The 17505-nt window shown below is 62.0% G+C and carries 14 protein-coding genes; 7 read left to right on the top strand and 7 right to left on the bottom strand.

Annotation, left to right across the window (positions count from 1 at the left end):
* Nucleotides 1-2 precede the first annotated feature (2 nt).
* Both secB and AB5Z09_RS16375 read right to left on the bottom strand, forming a co-directional pair.
* Nucleotides 3-473 (bottom strand): protein-export chaperone SecB, encoded by a 471-nt coding sequence (gene secB, locus AB5Z09_RS16380; protein ID WP_042054222.1) that lies wholly within the window; start codon nt 471-473, stop codon nt 3-5.
* A 50-nt stretch (nt 474-523) separates the two neighbouring features.
* Entirely contained in the window at nt 524-955 is a 432-nt protein-coding gene (locus AB5Z09_RS16375) for a rhodanese-like domain-containing protein (RefSeq protein WP_005340640.1), read from the bottom strand.
* 246 nt (nt 956-1201) lie between these two features.
* Between AB5Z09_RS16375 and gpmM the strand changes: the two genes are divergently transcribed.
* Nucleotides 1202-2731, top strand: coding sequence for a 2,3-bisphosphoglycerate-independent phosphoglycerate mutase (gene gpmM / locus AB5Z09_RS16370; RefSeq protein ID WP_005356867.1), 1530 nt, complete (start codon nt 1202-1204; stop codon nt 2729-2731).
* Nucleotides 2732-2740: 9 nt separating this feature from the next.
* Nucleotides 2741-4093 (top strand): murein hydrolase activator EnvC, encoded by a 1353-nt coding sequence (gene envC, locus AB5Z09_RS16365; protein ID WP_368195740.1) that lies wholly within the window; start codon nt 2741-2743, stop codon nt 4091-4093.
* 133 nt (nt 4094-4226) lie between these two features.
* On the opposite strand, the gene AB5Z09_RS16360 is transcribed toward envC, so the two are convergent.
* Nucleotides 4227-4877: a Qnr family pentapeptide repeat protein gene (locus AB5Z09_RS16360; RefSeq protein ID WP_368195739.1), complete on the bottom strand. Its 651-nt coding sequence runs from the start codon at nt 4875-4877 to the stop codon at nt 4227-4229.
* Nucleotides 4878-4966: 89 nt separating this feature from the next.
* On the opposite strand from AB5Z09_RS16360, the gene AB5Z09_RS16355 reads away from it, so the two are divergent.
* Entirely contained in the window at nt 4967-5974 is a 1008-nt protein-coding gene (locus AB5Z09_RS16355; protein ID WP_368195738.1) for a substrate-binding domain-containing protein, read from the top strand.
* A gap of 84 nt (nt 5975-6058) precedes the next feature.
* Here AB5Z09_RS16355 and AB5Z09_RS16350 read toward each other — a convergent pair whose 3' ends face one another.
* From AB5Z09_RS16350 to AB5Z09_RS16340, 3 genes are read right to left on the bottom strand one after another with little or no spacing between them, the layout of a single operon-like run.
* Nucleotides 6059-6700, bottom strand: a complete 642-nt coding sequence (locus tag AB5Z09_RS16350) for a bifunctional 4-hydroxy-2-oxoglutarate aldolase/2-dehydro-3-deoxy-phosphogluconate aldolase (protein WP_005342660.1) — start codon at nt 6698-6700, stop codon at nt 6059-6061.
* Nucleotides 6701-6709: 9 nt separating this feature from the next.
* Nucleotides 6710-8506 carry a phosphogluconate dehydratase gene (gene edd / locus AB5Z09_RS16345; protein WP_201962787.1) on the bottom strand — a complete coding sequence of 599 codons (1797 nt, stop codon included), beginning with the start codon at nt 8504-8506 and terminating at the stop codon, nt 6710-6712.
* On the bottom strand, nt 8503-9012 hold the full coding sequence (locus tag AB5Z09_RS16340; RefSeq protein WP_005340649.1) for a gluconokinase: 510 nt from the start codon (nt 9010-9012) through the stop codon (nt 8503-8505). Before AB5Z09_RS16340 ends, edd begins: the two co-directional genes overlap by 4 nt.
* Before the next feature lie 245 nt (nt 9013-9257).
* Between AB5Z09_RS16340 and gntU the strand changes: the two genes are divergently transcribed.
* The 4 genes from gntU to AB5Z09_RS16320 all read left to right on the top strand — a co-directional run bounded on the left by gntU (nt 9258) and on the right by AB5Z09_RS16320 (nt 16534).
* Nucleotides 9258-10598: a gluconate transporter gene (gntU, locus tag AB5Z09_RS16335; protein WP_005355418.1), complete on the top strand. Its 1341-nt coding sequence runs from the start codon at nt 9258-9260 to the stop codon at nt 10596-10598.
* Nucleotides 10599-10748: 150 nt separating this feature from the next.
* On the top strand, nt 10749-12098 hold the full coding sequence (gene pssA, locus AB5Z09_RS16330; RefSeq protein ID WP_021230775.1) for a CDP-diacylglycerol--serine O-phosphatidyltransferase: 1350 nt from the start codon (nt 10749-10751) through the stop codon (nt 12096-12098).
* Nucleotides 12099-12288: 190 nt separating this feature from the next.
* On the top strand, nt 12289-14358 hold the full coding sequence (recG, locus tag AB5Z09_RS16325; RefSeq protein WP_368195737.1) for an ATP-dependent DNA helicase RecG: 2070 nt from the start codon (nt 12289-12291) through the stop codon (nt 14356-14358).
* 58 nt (nt 14359-14416) lie between these two features.
* On the top strand, nt 14417-16534 hold the full coding sequence (locus AB5Z09_RS16320) for an AsmA family protein (protein WP_368195736.1): 2118 nt from the start codon (nt 14417-14419) through the stop codon (nt 16532-16534).
* Between the two features lie 54 nt (nt 16535-16588).
* Here the strand turns inward: AB5Z09_RS16320 and AB5Z09_RS16315 are convergent, their stop codons facing one another.
* Nucleotides 16589-17497, bottom strand: a complete 909-nt coding sequence (locus AB5Z09_RS16315; protein WP_368195735.1) for a YiiD C-terminal domain-containing protein — start codon at nt 17495-17497, stop codon at nt 16589-16591.
* Nucleotides 17498-17505 lie beyond the last annotated feature (8 nt).

The raw sequence follows: 17505 nt of genomic DNA, 5'->3' as shown, positions 1-17505 counted from the left end.
TATCAGGCTTCCGCAGTCGCCTGCTGGGCCTGTGCTTGCGCCATGTGCTGGGCAAACAGGGCATCGAAGTTGACCGGTGCCAGGTTCAGCTGCGGGAAGGAACCCTTGCTCACCATGTTGGCCACGGCTTCGCGGGCATACGGGAACAGGATGTTCGGGCAGAAGGCAGCCAGGCAGTGAGCCAGTTGCGGCTCCGGCAGGTTACCGATGGTGAAGATACCAGCTTGCTGTACTTCGCACAGGAAGGCAGTTTCGGTTTCCAGTTTGCAAGTCACGGTCAGGGTCAGGACAACCTCGTACACGCTCTCAGCCAGGATGTTGGTCTTGGTATCCATATCCAGCTTGACGTCCGGCTGCCACTCTTTCTGGAAGATGTGCGGGGTGTTCGGCGCTTCGAAAGAGACATCCTTGGTGTAAACACGCTGGATGTGGAATTCCGGTTGTACTTCCTGGTTGTTGATCTCGTCAGCCATTTCGTTTGATTCCTTGTTATATGGATAAGTGGGCTCAGGCCCTGCTTAAATCAGCGTTTCTTGGTTACCGGCAGATTTTCTGCACGCCATTGGGCCATGCCACCGCCGAGCACATAAACCTGCTTGAAGCCAGCTTTGCTCAGCTGACGGCCCGCGCCGCCCGCAGTCATTCCCGACTCGCACACCACTATGATGGGGGCATCTTTATGCTTTTCAACCGGGCCCAGATTATTGCTCTGGATCTGGGTCAGCGGCAGGTGCTGGGCACCGGCCAGATGGCCCTTGGCATACTCTTCCTGACTGCGAATATCCACCACGGTGGCATTCTCGCGGTTGATCAGCAGGGTCGCGGTGTGGTTGTTGACGGTTTTTACCGGGGACAAACGGGCACGCACAGTGGTGTAAACCAGGGTGCCAGCCAGACCCAACCAGGCTGCGGTCAGCAGCGGGTTACGGGCCGCAAAATCCAAATACTCTTGCATCTTCTACTATCCAGGGACCAAGACAAGGGCCCGAGTATACATGGGGGTATTGATAAGATCAGCCATCTTGGCGGCAAAGCGCGAGCAGGCTCCCATCATCATTGGGCAGCGAGCATGGCAGGAAGGGCGTGGCTTGCGGGGCCGCGGGAGCGCCCCTTGGCTATCAGGTGACTATTTCGGCAGATGTAGTAATATTACGCTAGTTTCATTTCCCGCATTTTTTCCAATCCGAGAGGACATAGTCTTATGTCAACAGCTAAGAAACCTTTGGTTCTGGTCATCATGGACGGTTGGGGCTACAGCACCAAGCAAGAGCACAACGCCGTCGCCGCCGCCAAGACTCCCAACCTCGATCGTCTGGCCCGTGACTACACCAGCACCCTGATCTCCGGCTCCGGTCTGGACGTCGGTCTGCCGGATGGCCAGATGGGCAACTCCGAAGTGGGCCACGTCAACATCGGTGCCGGTCGCATCGTCTATCAGGAGCTGACCCGCATCTCCAAAGACATCCAGGACGGCGAATTCTTCCAGAACGTCGAGCTGGCCAAGGCTGTTGACGCTGCCGTGACCAACGGCAAAGCCGTTCACATCATGGGCCTGATGTCCCCGGGTGGCGTACACAGCCACGAAGAGCACATCATGGGCATGATCGAAATGGCTGCCAAGCGTGGCGCCGAGAAGATCTACCTGCACGCCTTCCTGGATGGCCGCGACGTTCCGCCGCGCTCCGCCCAGTCCTCCATCGAGCTGTTCGATGCCCTGTTCGCCAAGCTGGGCAAGGGTCGTTTCGCTTCCATGATCGGTCGTTACTTCGCCATGGACCGTGACAACCGCTGGGATCGCGTGCAGCAAGCCTATGACCTGATGACCCAGGGCAAGGGCGAGTTCACCGCCGAGAGCGCCACCGAAGCGCTGGCTGCCGCCTATGCCCGCGACGAGAACGACGAGTTCGTCAAAGCGACCCGCATCGGCGAAGCTGCACCGATGGAAGATGGTGATGCGCTGATTTTCATGAACTTCCGTGCCGACCGTGCCCGTGAAATCACCCGCGCCTTCGTTGACACCGACTTCACCGGCTTCGCCCGTGCAGTCGAGCCGAAGCTGAACTTCGTGATGCTGACCGAATACGCGGCCGACATCAAAACTGCCTGTGCCTACCCGCCGACCGCTCTGGTCAACACCCTGGGTGAGTGGCTGGCCAAGCAGGGCAAGACCCAGCTGCGCATCTCCGAAACCGAGAAGTACGCTCACGTCACCTTCTTCTTCAACGGTGGCGAAGAGTCCTGCTTCACCGGCGAAGATCGCGAGATCGTGGCCAGCCCGAAAGTGGCGACCTATGACCTGCAGCCGGAGATGAGCTCCGAAGAGCTGACCGACAAGCTGGTTGCGGCCATCAAGAGCGGCAAGTACGACGTCATCATCTGTAACTACCCGAATGGCGACATGGTTGGTCACACCGGTGTGTTCGATGCCGCCGTCAAAGCGTGTGAAGCCGTTGACCACTGCATCGGTCGCGTCACCGACGCCCTGGCCGAAGTGGGTGGCGAGTGCCTGATCACTGCCGACCACGGCAACGCCGAGAAGATGCTGGACGAAGAGACTGGTCAGGCCCACACCGCCCACACCAATCTGCCGGTTCCGCTCATCTATTTCGGTCGCAAAGCCGAGGTAGTTGAAGGTGGCAAACTGTCCGATCTGGCCCCCACCATGCTGACCCTGATGGGTCTGCCGGTGCCGCCGGAAATGACTGGCAAGCCCCTGATGATTCTGAAATAATCCTTCCCCATGCGGGGATGCGAAGTTATTTCACAGAAAACCAGTCGCGTCGGCCTGTTGGCCGGCGCGCTGTTTTTTTGCCTGTCGTTTGGCGCCAGCAAACCGGCTTTGGCCGCCAATCAGCAGCTGGGCACCATGCAGTCCCAGATCAAAGAGCAACAGAAGACCATCAAGCTCAGCAAGCAGGAGCTTGCCAAGCTCAATACCCAGCTCAAGGCTGACGAGCAGGCTATCTCGGCTGCCGCCGCCAAACTCAACCAGACCAGGCAACAGTTGAAGCAGAACCAGCAGACGCTGGCGACCCTGCAAAAAGACAAGCTGGCGCTGGAAGTTCAAGCCAAACATCAAAAGCAGTTGCTGGCCAAACAGGCGGAGAGCGCCTTTCAGGCGGGCAACCACGACTACCTGAAACTGCTGCTCAATCAGCAGGATCCGGCCAAACTGAGCCGCTCCCTCGACTACTACGACTACCTCAACAAGGCCCGCATCGAGGCCATCGACGCCCTGCGCGCCACCCGCGACAAGCTGGCGAAAAACCAGCAGGCAACCAAAGAGACCGAAACCAGACTGCAGACCCTGCTTACCGAACAGCAGGAGCATCACCAGACCCTGCTGGCCAGCCAGCAGAGCCGGGCCAAGGTGCGCAACCAGTTGCAGCAGTCGGTACAGGATGACGAGCAGAAGCTCACCAAGCTGGTCAAGGCGGAGAAGGCGCTGAAAGCCCGGCTGGAAGAGTTACGTCGCAAGCGTGAAGAGCAGGAGCGCCGTGAACGGGCCGAGCGGGAGCGGTTGGCCAAGCTGAAAGCGGAGCAGGAGCGTCAGCGCAAGCTGGCCGAACAGCGCCGCGCCGAGCAACAACGACTCGCCGCCCAGCAGAACAAAACCGTCAAACCGGCAGAACCGGCCGAAGAGGTAGCCAGCACCAAACCAGAGCGCGGCTCGGGCATCAGCAGTGCCGGTCACTACAGCGGTCTCAAAACCAATGGCAGCCTGCGCTGGCCGGTACAGGGGCCGATCCTCATCTCCTACGGTTCACCGCGCACCGCCCAGCTCAAGTGGAAAGGCACCCTGATCGGCGCCAGCGAAGGGACCCAGGTCAAGGCGGTTGCGCCGGGACAAGTGGTCTACGCCGACTGGCTCGACGGCTTCGGTATGCTGCTGGTGATCGACCACGGCAAAGGCTATATGAGCCTCTACGGTCACAATCAGTCGCTGCTGCGTCAGGTTGGCCAGAATGTGGAACAGGGTGAACCGGTGGCACTGGTCGGTGACAGTGGCGGTCAGGACAGACCGGGCCTCTACTTCGAAATTCGCTATCAGGGCGAGGCGATCAACCCAACCAAATGGCTGGCCAAGGGTTGAGTTAACCCGGCCGACAAACGCGTCACACGCTCACTAGCAAAAGCCTGCCTCACGCAGGCTTTTGTCATTTCAGGAGCATAGCCCCCCACAGTCGGTCCCATTTGATGAAAAATTACCTATTTTTTCGCTCGGCTCAGGGGAAGACAACCAGACCGATCTGCTCCAGCAATGTCTGCTGCTGATCCTCGTTGATCTGTACTCCCTGCAGATCGACCCGGCGCAGATCCAGCCCCGGCAGATCGCACTGGCGCAGATCGCAGCCCTGCAGCTTGAAGCTGGTCCAGTCAATCTGGCCAAACTCGGAGCCGCTAAGATCGGAACCCGCCAGCGAGGCACCAAACAGGTTGGCCTCCTGCCAACGGTTGCCGGTCAGCTCGCACTTCTCCAGCAGGCAGCCCTCGAAGCTGGCGTAGCTGAAGTTGTTGCCGGTCAGATGGGCCTCGCAGAAGTAGCTTTTCGCGGTGATCTGGTTGGCGAAGCTGGCATGGCCGAAGTTGATGCCGACCGCCTGACAGTCGCGCATCTCCAGCCCCAGACACTGGCTGCGGCTGCAGTCGGCCATGGTGAGATCGCAGCGCAGGAAGCTGGCCTCGCGCAGCTCGCAACCCTGCAACAGGCAGCCCCGTTCACTCTCCCGATCGTAGAAGCTGCAGTCAATGAAGCGGCTATCGCTCAGATCCAGCCAGGAGAAGTTGCAGCCGATAAAGCGGCACTCCGAGAACTGTTCCCCCTCCACATCCTGTTGCTCGAACCGGACATCCACGAACTGCTTGCCTCTGATCATCGGAAAACTCCTGCAAAAACGGCTTCATATGCTGACTTTATCCGCCAAAAACGGTAATGTTACATGTAACATCCACGCTGGACACCCCTATGAGCACCACCCGCAAGCGCCGCCCCACCCTGCAAGATATCGCCGACCAGACCGGCGTGACCAAGATGACTGTCAGCCGCTATCTGCGCGACCCGCAGACCGTGGCGGAGGGGACCCGCGAGCGGATCGCAGCTGTGGTGGAAGAGCTGGGTTATATCCCCAACCGGGCGCCGGATATTCTCTCCAACGCGACCAGCAAGGCGATCGGCATCCTGATCCCCTCCCTCTCCAACCAGGTCTTCTCGGCGGTGATCCACGGCATCGAGTCGGTGACCCGACCGGCCGGTTACCAGACCCTGCTGGCCCACTACGGCTACAGTCCGGAGAGAGAGGAGGAGCAGGTCGCGTCCCTGCTCTCCTATCACGTGGATGGGCTGATCCTCTCCGACAGCCAGCATACTGAACGCACCCGCAAGATGATCGCCACCGCCGGCATTCCGGTGGTGGAGACCATGGATCTGCCGCAAACCCCCATCGACATGGTGGTCGGCATGGACCATAGAGCCGCGGCCCGGGCCATGGTAACAGAGATGCTGCGCCGGGGCCGACGCAAGGTGGTCTATCTGGGAGCGCGGCTCGACGTGCGCACCCAGCTGCGGATGGAGGGTTACTATCAGGCGATGACCGACTTCGGCCTCACCGGCCAGCATCTGCTGACCGAACAATCCTCCAGCTTCACTCTGGGGGGCGAGCTGCTGGATCAGGCGCTGGTACGCTATCCCGACCTCGACGGCCTGTTCTGCACCAACGATGACCTGGCGGTGGGCGCCCTGCTGCAGTGTCAGGCCAAGTGGATCCCGGTACCCCAGCAGATCGCCATCGCCGGTTGCAACGCTCTCGACATCGGCCACGCCATGACCCCCAAACTGGCCAGTATCGCCACCCCGCGGGAAGCGATCGGTCGGGAGGCGGCCACCATGCTGCTGGCGCGTCTCAACGGCCAATCCCAACCCGATACCCGCAAGGATATCGGCTTCTCCCTCTATGTCGGGGAGAGTCTGGGGTAATCCCTTCCCTCACCCACATAAGTCACGCCGATAACAAACAGGCCACCCGAGGGTGGCCTGTTTGGTTTTCTGCACAACTGATGCTTAGCGTTTTACCAGCTCAACCGCTTCGCGAGAGAGGCGAGTCACCTCTTCCCAGTTGCCGCTCTTGACCGCATCGGCCGGCAGCATCCAGGAGCCGCCGACGGTGGCGACGCACTTGAGCGCCAGATAGTCGGCCACGTTTTTCGGGCCGATACCGCCGGTCGGGCAGAACTTCACCTGGGGCAGCGGCGCGGCAATGGCGGAGAGCGCCTTGGTGCCGCCGTTCGCTTCGGCCGGGAAGAACTTCAAATGGTCATAGCCTGCTTCCAGCGCCTGCATCACTTCAGACGGAGTAGCCACACCCGGGATCAGCGGTGCAGTGCTCTTGGCTGCGTGAGCCAGCAGGGCCGGAGTCATCCCCGGGGAGATGACGAAACGGGCACCGGCAGCGACGGCGGCGTCAAACTGCTCGCAGTTGAGCACGGTACCGGCACCAACCATGGCATCCGGCATCGCCTTGGCGATGAGGGCGATGGCATCGAGCGCCACCGGGGTGCGCAAGGTGATTTCGAAGACAGAGATGCCGCCGTCGAGCAGCGCCTTGGCCATCGGCAGGGCCTGATCCAGCTCGTTGATAACCATCACGGGTACCAGCGGGGAGGCGGCAAACACCTCGGCCGGGGTCACTTTCCAGTTCTGCATAGCTCTTCCTTAGTCAAAGATGGTAGCGCCACACTCGGCGCTCGATACCGCGCGACGCATCACGCTGAACAGTTCACGGCCCCACCCCTCTTGTTCCAGAGTGAGGTCAATCTCGGCCTGGGTACGGCCACTCAAATCGGTCAGGCAGTCGAGGCTGCCGTTTACCGCGTCAACCCGCAGCAGGTCACCGTCAGCAAGCAGGCCAATGGCCCCGCCGTGCAGCGCTTCCGGGGTGACGTGGATGGCGGCCGGGATCTTGCCGGAGGCGCCGGAGAGACGGCCATCGGTGACCAGCGCCACCTTGTAACCCGCCTTCTGCAGGTTGCCGAGCACCGGCATCAGCTTGTGCAGCTCCGGCATGCCGTTAGCGGCCGGACCATTGTGGCGCACCACGATAACGGCATCCTGATTGAGATCGCCCGCCTTGTAGGCCGCTTCCACCGCATGCTGGGAGGAGAAGACCCGCGCTGGCGCTTCGATAACCCGATACTCGGGAGCCACGGCGGAGACCTTGACCACGGCGCGGCCCAGATTGCCCGCCAGCAGCTTGGTGCCACCAGTGGCCTGGAATACGCTGCCGGAAGGTGACAACACGCTCGCATCGCCGCTCTCGCCCACCGGCTGCCATACCAGCTGGCCATCGACCAGAGCCGGACGGCTGAGGTAATCCTGCATCTCGCCAAAGACCGGGGTAGCATCCATATGGATCAGCCCCTCTTCGGCCAGACGGCGCATCAGGCCGGGCACGCCGCCTGCCTGTTCGAAGGCGTTGACGTCGGCCGGGCCGTTCGGGTACATGCGAACCAAGAGCGGCACCACGTCGGAGAGATCGCTGATGTCATCCCAGGTCAGTACCAGACCGGCCGCACGAGCCAGCGCCACCATGTGGATGCTGTGGTTGGTGCTGCCGCCGGAGGCGAGCAGGGCCACCAGACCGTTGACCAGCGAGCGCTCGTCCAGCACTTCGCTCAACGGGCGATAGGCCGGGGAACCCGGGATCATGGCGCTGATGCGGCGTGCCGCCTCAACGGTCAGGGCATGGCGCAGCTCGCTGTGCGGGTGCACAAAAGCAGAGCCCGGCAGCATCAGGCCCATGGCCTCGAACACCAGCTGATTGGTGTTGGCAGTGCCGTAGAAGGTGCAGGTGCCCGCCGCATGGTAGGCGCCGCACTCCATCTGCAGCAGGGCGTCGCGGCCCACTTCACCCGCGGCGTACTGCTGGCGAACCTTCACCTTCTCGTCGTTGCTGATGCCGCTCGCCATCGGGCCGGCAGGAACAAATGCCGTCGGCAGATGGGCGTGGGAGAGGGCCCCCATGATCTGGCCCGGGGCGATCTTGTCGCAGATACCGAGCAGCAGGGTGGCATCGAAAGTGTTGTGAGAGAGTGACAGCGCGGTCGCCTGAGCGATCAGGTCGCGGGAGAAGAGGGACATGTCCATCCCCGGCTGCCCCTGGGTCACGCCGTCGCACATGGCGGGCACGCCACCGGCAACCTGAGCACTGTGGCCCAGTTCGGCCAGCGCGCCCTTGATGATATCCGGATAGCCCTGATAGGGCTGATGGGCACTCAGCATGTCGTTGTAGGCGGTGACGATGCCGACGTTGGCGCGGGTCATGTCGAGGATGCGACCCTTCTCGTCACTGCTGCAGGCGGCCACAGCGTGGGCCAGGTTGCCACAGGCCAGTGCGGCACGGGTCTTGCCCTGCTCGGCCTGACGCTGGATGCGGGCCATAAAGGCCTGACGGCGGGCGGCACTGCGCTCGCGGATGCGGGCAGTGACGTCGGAAATTACCTTATGAATCATTGGGCTTGCTCCAATGCTGTGACGGCGCGGTCAACCACCTGTTCGAAGGTGCCGTCGATATCGATGTGGAATACACCGGCTTCGCCATCCGGGCGCTCCAGGGTATCGAACTGACTTTGTACCATGCTTTCGCGCATGAAGTGGCCCTTGCGGGCACGCATCCGCTCGAGGATCAGCGGCTGGCTGCCATCGAGGAAGATAAAGCTGACCGACTCGTTGCCTTCGCGGATCTGGTCGCGGTACTTCTTTTTGAGGGCGGAACAGACGATGATGCCGGTCTCGTTCTTCTGCTCGAGACTGTAGGCGGCGTCGCGGATCCGCTCCAGCCAGGGGGCTCGATCCTCATCGTTGAGGGGGTTGCCGCCAGCCATCTTCTGGATGTTGGCCTTGGGGTGCAGGTCATCACCATCGATGAACTTGGCGCCCAGCGCTTCGGCCACTTTCAGACCCACGCTGGATTTGCCGCTACCACACACACCCATCACGATAATGCACTTACCCGCCATAATTTGACCTCTGTCCCACTTTTCAAAAAACCAGCTGTTGATGGGTTCTAATCTAACACGTTACCGGTAACATGTTACCGGTAACGATTGAAAATGTGAAGTCTGCCACAGACTGAGCAAACCCATAGTCACCTGGGCATATGATGTTGAGCCCTTGCCATAAATCTAAATAAATCATAAAGATATGGTTTGCCGACGGATCGGCAAGGTGTCACGACTGAACTTGGAAAAAGGAACGCATAACAATGTCTGACCTCTCCCTGATCATGACAGCCGCCGGCTCGATTGTGCTGCTGCTCTTCCTGGTGATGAAGGCCCGGCTCCACGCCGTGGTAGCCCTGATCCTGGTCTCCATGGTGGCGGGTCTCGCCGCCGGCATGAACCCGGCCGATATCGCCAACACCATCCAGAAAGGGATGGGTGGCACCCTAGGTTTCGTCGCGGTAGTGGTGGCGCTGGGCGCCATGTTCGGCAAGGTGATGGAAGTGACCGGTGCCCTCGACCGGGTAGCCCACACTCTGCTCGGCAAGTTCGGCGTCAAGCGCGCCAACTGGGCCATGGCCCTGACCGGCTTTGTCTGCGCCCTGCCGCTCTTCTTTGATGTGGCCGTGGTGCTGCTGATCGGCGTCGCCTTCGCCATCGTCCGTCGTGGCGGCGGCAGCGTGGTGAAGATCGGTATCGCCCTGCTGGCCGGTATCGCCACTTGCCAAGCCTTCCTTATCCCGGCGCCAGGCCCGATCCTGGTGGCATCCCAGCTGGGTGCCGACTTCGGCTACATGATCCTGTTCGGCCTGATCGCTGCCGTACCGGCGCTGATCCTGGCTGGCCCGCTGTTCGGTGACTTCATCAGCAAGATCGTCGATGTGCCGCTGCCTGCCGATGCCCAGAACAGCGTCCACGATGACAGCAAATCCTTGCCCTCCTTCGGGCTGGCCATGGGCCTCATCGGTCTGCCGCTGCTGCTGATCGGCCTCAAGACCATCGTCGGTCGTTTCGTCGAGGCGGGCTCCACCCTGCACAACTGGCTGGAGTTCATCGGTCACCCCTTCACCGCCATCATGGTCGCCTGTCTGGCCGCCTTCTATCTGCTGGGTATTCGCCGCGGCATGTCCCGTGACGAGGTGATGAGCGTCTGCAACAGCGCCATCCAGCCGGCAGGCGTCATCATTCTGGTGACCGGTGCCGGTGGCGTGTTCAAGCAGGTGCTGGTTGATTCCGGCGTGGGTGCCGCCCTTGGCAACATGCTGGCCGACTCCGGTCTGCCCATCGTCGCGCTGGCCTTCATTCTGGCCGCTGCGGTACGGGTGATTCAGGGCTCTGCCACCGTCGCCATGCTGACCGCCTGCGGTCTGGTGCTGCCGATGCTGGAGCCGCTCGGCCTGAACGGTGCCCAGCTGGCGGCCGTCACCATCGCCATCGGCGGCGGTGCCATCGTGCTCTCCCACGTCAACGACTCCGGTTTCTGGCTGGCCAACCGCTACCTCGGCCTGACCGAGAAGCAGACCCTGCAGACTTGGACCGTGATGGAAACCATCATCGGCACCACTGGCGGCGTGATGGCGATGATCATCTACAGCTTCCTCTGACAAGGGCGAAATGCTGACAAAAAGGCCTCACTCGTGAGGCCTTTTTCATCTTTCTGATGATTCTTTCTTTGGCTGAGAGGGCGAGATTGCTAGAATCGCCTATTCATCGCTCCGAGTGGAACGCTTAACCCCGTGATTTCAGGTTTATCTATGCATTCATCGGCCCATTATCGACAACTGCTGGCGCGCCTGCCCCAGATCGCCGTCGCAGCGGATCAGTTTGAAGTGCTCTACAGCGCCCAGGATTTCAAACGCCGTATTCTTGCGCTTATCGCCAGTGCCACCCGGCGCATCTATCTGGTCGCGCTCTATCTGCAGGATGACGAAGCGGGCCGGGAGATCCTCTCCGCCCTCTATGCTGCCAAGCAGCGCAATCCGGCCCTCGACATCAAGCTGTTCGTCGACTTCCACCGTGCCCAGCGCGGCCTGATCGGCAAAGGCAAGCAGGGCGGCAACCACCTGATGTATCAGGCCATGGCTGCCGAACACGAGCACCAGATCGAAATCTACGGCGTGCCGGTCAAAGGGCGCGAGCTGCTCGGCGTGCTCCACCTCAAGGGCTTCATCTTTGATGATGTGGTGCTCTACTCCGGCGCCAGCCTCAACGACATCTACCTGCACCAGCAGGATCGCTACCGCTTCGATCGCTATCACCAGATCACCAGCCCGGAGCTGGCCCGCAGCATGGTCAACTATGTGGATGACCTGTTCGTGAAGAGCGACGCGGTGCAGCGACTGGATCACAGCGACATCCCCAGCGCCAAACAGCTGAAGGGGCCGATCCGCCGCTTCAAGCAGAGCCTGCGCCAGAGCCAGTACCGTTTCAGCACCATGCCGGTCAACACCCAGGAAGTGGCCGTCACCCCCATGGTGGGTCTGGGCAAGCGCAACAATCAGCTCAACCTGATGATCCGCAATCTGGTGCGCGCCACCGAGCGGGAGATCTTCATCTGCACCCCTTACTTCAACCCCCCCAAGGAGTTGAGCAAGGATATCGAGGATCTGCTGCAGCGCGGTTGCAAGGTGACCATCGTAGTGGGCGACAAGACCGCCAACGACTTCTTCATTCCGCCGGAAGAGAAGTTCTCCACCATCGGTGGCCTGCCCTATCTCTACGAGACCAACCTGCGCAAGTTTGCCGAGCGCAACCAGCGCCACATCGACGACGGTCGTCTCAACCTGATGCTCTGGTGCTGCGAGCGCAACTCCTACCATCTCAAGGGGATCTTCGTGGATGACGAGTGGGCGCTGCTCACCGGCAACAACCTCAACCCCCGCGCCTGGGCGCTGGATCTGGAGAACGGCCTGCTGGTACACGATCGTCGCCACCTGCTGCGTCCCCAGTTCAACGCGGAGCGGGAGAACATCCTGACCAACACCAAGCGGATCAGCCACTTCGATCAGGTGGAACAGATCCAGGACTACCCGGAACAGGTGCGCAAGCTGCTGGGACGGATCCACAGGGTCAAGGCCCACCTGCTGCTCAAGCGGATCATCTGACCTTGGGCGCCATGCGCCCGCACCTTGCCTGTTGGCAGCCGCACAAAGGCCTCCCGTTTTCGGCAGGCCTTTGTTCTATACACCGTTTCCCCCGCTTTGACGGCCCAGCCAGCAGCAACTCGGCTTGCATCAGCCCCTCAACAACCCCTATCATCTGGACATATTTACAGTGTTTTCGGGCATCTAATTGATGAAATTGGATAAAATTCCTCTCGATAGCCTCAAGGGTGTCGGCAGCAAGATGCTGGAGAAGCTCGAGCGGCTGGGGCTGGCCACGGTACAGGATCTGCTGTTCCACCTCCCCCTGCGCTACGAGGACCGTACCCAGGTGTGGCCCATCGGCGATCTGCCGCCCGGCCTGCACGGCGCCGTCGAGGGCGAAATCCAGGACACTCAGCTGGTGATGGGGCGCCGCCGCATGATGGTCTGTCGCATCAGCGATGGCACCGGCACCCTCACCTTGCGCTTCTTCAACTTCACCGCCGCCCAGAAAAACAGTCTGGCGGCGGGCCGTCTGATCCGCTGCTTTGGCGAAGTGCGTCCCGGCAAATACGGGCTGGAGATGGCCCACCCCGAGTACAAGCTGCTCGGCGAGGAGCAGGCCGGTCAGACCGAAGAGGCGCTCACCCCCGTCTACCCGACTACCGAAGGGCTACGCCAGCTCACCCTGCGCAACCTCACCGATCAGGCGCTGGCCCAGCTCGACCTCTATGGCGTGGAGGAGCTGCTGCCCGCCGGCCTCTATCCCCACCAGATTGAACTGGCCGCCGCCCTGAAACTGCTGCATCGCCCGCCCCCATCGGTAGCGCTGCCGCTGCTGGAAAGCGGCCAACATCCGGCCCAGCAGCGACTGGTACTGGAGGAGCTGCTGGCGCACAACCTCTCGGTACTCAAGGTGCGCGCTCAGGCGCAAACCCAGCTGGCCCGCGCCCTCAAACCGGCGCCCGCGCTGGTTGAACAACTGCTCGGCGCCCTGCCGTTCAAGCCCACCGGTGCCCAGAGCCGGGTAGTGGCCGAGATAAGCAAGGATCTGCAACAGAGCCACCCCATGATGCGGCTGGTGCAGGGTGACGTGGGTTCCGGCAAGACGCTGGTCGCGGCGCTGGCGGCCCTGCAGGCTATCGGCAATGGCTGTCAGGTGGGCTTGATGGCACCGACCGAGCTGCTGGCGGAACAGCACGCCATCAACTTCGCCAAGTGGCTGGAACCGCTCGGCATCGGAGTCGGCTGGCTGGCGGGCAAACAGAAAGGCAAGGCGCGGGAAGAGTCGCTGGCCGCGATCAAAGATGGCAGCGTCAAGATGGTGGTGGGCACCCACGCCATCTTTCAGGAGCAGGTGGTGTTCCAGCGCCTCGCCTTGGTCATCATCGATGAACAGCACAGATTCGGGGTGCATCAGCGCCTCGCCCTTCGTGAGAAAGGGGAGCGTGAAGGGGTACATCCCCATCAGCTCATCATGACCGCCACCCCCATCCCCCGCACCCTGGCGATGACCGCCTATGCCGACCTCGACACCTCGGTCATCGACGAACTGCCACCGGGCCGAACCCCCATCACCACGGTAGCGATGCCCGACAGCCGTCGCGGCGACGTGATCGAGCGGGTCAAACTCGCCTGCACCGAGGGCAAGCAGGCCTACTGGGTCTGCACCCTGATCGAGGAGTCGGAGGTGCTGGAGTGCCAGGCCGCCGAGGATACCGCTGCCGAGCTGCAGAACCTGCTACCTGGCCTGCACATCGGGCTGGTGCACGGCCGGATGCGTCCGGTGGAGAAACAGCGGGTGATGGAGGAGTTCAAGGCAGGCATACTGCAACTGCTGGTCGCCACCACCGTCATCGAGGTGGGGGTGGATGTGCCCAACGCCAGCCTGATGATCATCGAGAATCCGGAACGGCTCGGGCTGGCGCAGTTGCACCAGTTGCGCGGCCGGGTTGGCCGGGGGGCGGTAGCCTCTCACTGCGTGCTGCTCTATCATGCCCCCTTGTCCAAGACGGCCCAGAGCCGGCTCGGGGTGCTGCGGGAGACCAACGACGGCTTCCTCATCGCCCAGCGCGATCTGGAACTGCGCGGCCCGGGGGAACTGCTCGGCACTCGCCAGACCGGTCTAGCCGACCTCAAGATCGCCGATCTGGTGCGGGATCAGCCGCTTATTCCACAGGTGCAAAAGATGGCGCGCTTCCTTATGGATAGGCATCCGAGTCATGTCGAACCCTTGATACGGCGCTGGCTCGGCTTACGGGATCACTATTCCAATGCTTGACCTGCGGAATCACACTGCCAACACCTGATCACTCAACCAATACAGGAGGAAAGCACCCATGAATTCCTGGCTACGCGGCCTGCTCTACACCTTCGCCTTCCTGCTGCTGTTTGTCTGGGTTGCCCTCGGCCTGTTCGACGCCGAGCGCGCCAAAGGCCCCATCGCCAGCTGGATCAGCCAGCAGACCGGCGTGCCGGTCACCATAGGGCGACTGGTGTTCAACCCGCTGCACCCCTACACCCTGCTGGCTGAGCAGGTGCGTTACGGCGATGCGGTCTCCCTCGACAAGATCTATCTGGAGATCGAGAGCATCGACTGGCTGAGCCGCGACGTGCGCATCGCCCATCTCGATCTCATTCGTCCCGCCATCAAGCTGCCGCTGCCCAACCAGCTACCGAGCCTGCCGGTGCACTCCCTCACCATCAGTGACAGCACCATAGACCGGCTCAGTCTGGAAAGCCCCGAGCTGACCCTGCGCGGCCTCAATGCCACCCTGAGCGACTGGGAGCTGATCGATCCGAAACGCCAGCCACAGGCCAACCTGAGCCTCAATATCGGCCAGCTGGAGACTCCGCAGTTCACCTTCGCCCGTCTCAACCTGCAAGGGCGGCTGGAAGGAGAAGTGCTGCGCACCGACAAGCTGGTGACCAACCTGTTCGACGGTCTGCTGGAGACCGGCATGGTGCTGGACTGGCCCGCCCGCACCCTGCAACTGCATGACCTCAAGGCGCGCGGCATGCGGGTGGAGCTGGGGGATCTGACACAACAAGGCTTCCCGCAGCGCTTCCCGTTGCAAAGCGTGTCGCTGGATCGCGGCCAGCTGGACGGCGTCAGCCTCAACGACATCAATCAGGAGCTCTCCTTCAACAACTTCAGTGGCCAGCTCACCGCCTTCAACTGGCAGGCGGGCAACCAGCCCACCGGCTATCTGAGCGGCACTCTGGGCGACATGGGCCGTGGCCTGTTCCAGCTGGAGGAGATCAAGGGCAAGCTCGCCTTCTCGCCCCAGCAGATCGACGCTGAACTGCGGGGCAAGGCCTATGAAGGGGAGTTCAACGTCGAGCTCTCCCTCGATAGCCAGCAGCAGAAGCTAACCCTGAAAGACGTGGCGCTGAGCGGCATGGATATCAGCCTGCCCCAGGGGTGGTGGCAGGATTGGCAGAGCTGGCGCCCGCAGCAGGTCGATATCCGCAAGCTGGCGTTCGACAAGCTCAAGGTGCTCTCCTTCGACGATACCCTGCCCCTGTCACTGACCGGCTGGCAGCTCTATCTGAGCGATCTCGTCCTGCGCGATAACCAACCCGGTCCGCTGCTCGGCCGTGCCCGTATCGAGAGCAAGTGGTTCGAGCTGGTGTGGGATGGCCTCAGCGCCCGCAACGGCGAGCTGGATGGGGAGCTGACCCCCAGCTCCTGGCAACTGGGCAAACTCACCAGCTCGCTGCCGGATGAGGGCACTCTCAGCCTGAGTGGCCAGTGGGGCCGCGAACCGGGCCAGAGCAGCCGCCTCCAACTGCAGGCGACCAAGCTGGATCTGCAGCAATGGGGCAAGATATTCCACTCCCCTGTCTCGTTCGCTGGCAAGGCGGACGTGAGCGCCGATCTGCAAGCCGAACACGGCAAAACGGCGGGCGAGTGGCGCCAGACCCTGCAGGGCAGCTTTGCCCTCGATGCCGACGAGCCGTTCTGGGACAAGGTGAAGATAGATCCGCTGCTGGATGAGTGGTTCAAGGGGGCGACCCCGCCCACCCTGACGCCGGATCAGCTGTGGCAGGCGATGCAGGAGGGTGACACCCCCTTCTACCGTATCAGGATGCAGGGCAAGATCGATAAGGGACAGCTGCAGCTCGAACAGGCTGGCGCCTCCACCATCACCCATCTGCTGGCGCTGCAAGGGGGGATCGATCTGGTCAACGAGCAGTGGCAGCTGGATCTGGGGATCCTCAACGGCAACCGCTGCGCCGAGCTGCTCGGCCAGTGGCGCGGGCCGCTGACGGAACCCACGCTGGCCTGGAGCTTCCCGCAGAAGCAGGACGCCTGCGGCTGGGAAGTGGGAGTGCGCTATCCGCCGCAAGGCTACAGCGCCCCGCTCTGGCGACCGGCTCCCGCAACGAAAGCCCAAAACCAGGCCCAAGTGCAGACCCAAGCCGGGCAGACAAACGACAGCCAGCAAGGGTAAAAACAGACAAGGCCTCATGATGAGGCCTTGTTGTTTGATGGGGAAACGACGCGGTTACTGGCCCGGACGGCGGGGCGGCTGCACCACGTAGTGACCGCTGAACTCCGCCGCCAGCTTGCTGCCGCTGAACAGCTGGATCTTGAGGCTGAAGGTGGCAGGCTCGCCCCGTTTGAGCGGCTGCAGCACGGCGGGCATCCCCTCGCGGGCCACTCGCGCCTCGGGCTCCTCATCGACCGGGCCATGATATTTGATGGTGCTCTCGGCAAGCACCGGCTCGCCCACCAGCCCCTCCTCTTTAAGCTGCAGCCAGATCAGCCCCCAGCCCGCCAGCACGCACTGGCTGTAGACACTGCCGGCAAACATGCTGCCATGCACGTTGAAGTTGGCCGCCAGATTGGCCTTGAGGTGGAAAGTCTGGCCATCGTAGTGGCTGATGTGCATCCCCATCTTCTCGCTGATGGGTACCCCGCGCGACCAGCGGGTGGTGAGATCCTGACACCACTCCGGCCGGTACTGGATAGTCTGCAACGGGCTCAGGGATTTGATCATCTGGCGATGGGGAATCCGACCAAAGGAGACGGGGCCGCCCCCCACTTCGAGAAAGCCGCACTTGCGATAGAACTCCACCGCTTCCTGACGGGCGTTCATCACCAGCCGTTTCACCTTCTCGCTGCGGGCCAACTGCTCGAGATCTTCCACCATTTGGGCACCCAGCCCCTGGCCGCGATATTCGGGCCGCAGCGCCATAAAGCGGATCTGCGCCTCGTCACCGCCGATAAAGAGGCGGCCTACCGCGATGGGAGTACCATCGGGTGCCAGCATCAGCCGGTGAATGGCGACCGTATCGTACTCGTCCCGCTCGGAACCGACGGGCAGATTGAAGGGCTTACGCAGAAGTTCCCAGCGCAACTGGTAGTAGGCATCCAGCTCGGCGACTGTCTGAGGGGTGACTACCCGGTACATAGTTTCAT

Origin of the sequence: Aeromonas sp. R2-2 (genome assembly GCF_040908355.1) — a bacterium.
GTDB lineage: Bacteria > Pseudomonadota > Gammaproteobacteria > Enterobacterales > Aeromonadaceae > Aeromonas > Aeromonas veronii.
The sequence above is the reverse complement of the archived record's forward strand: the minus strand, read 5'-3'. Positions and strand labels throughout refer to the sequence as shown.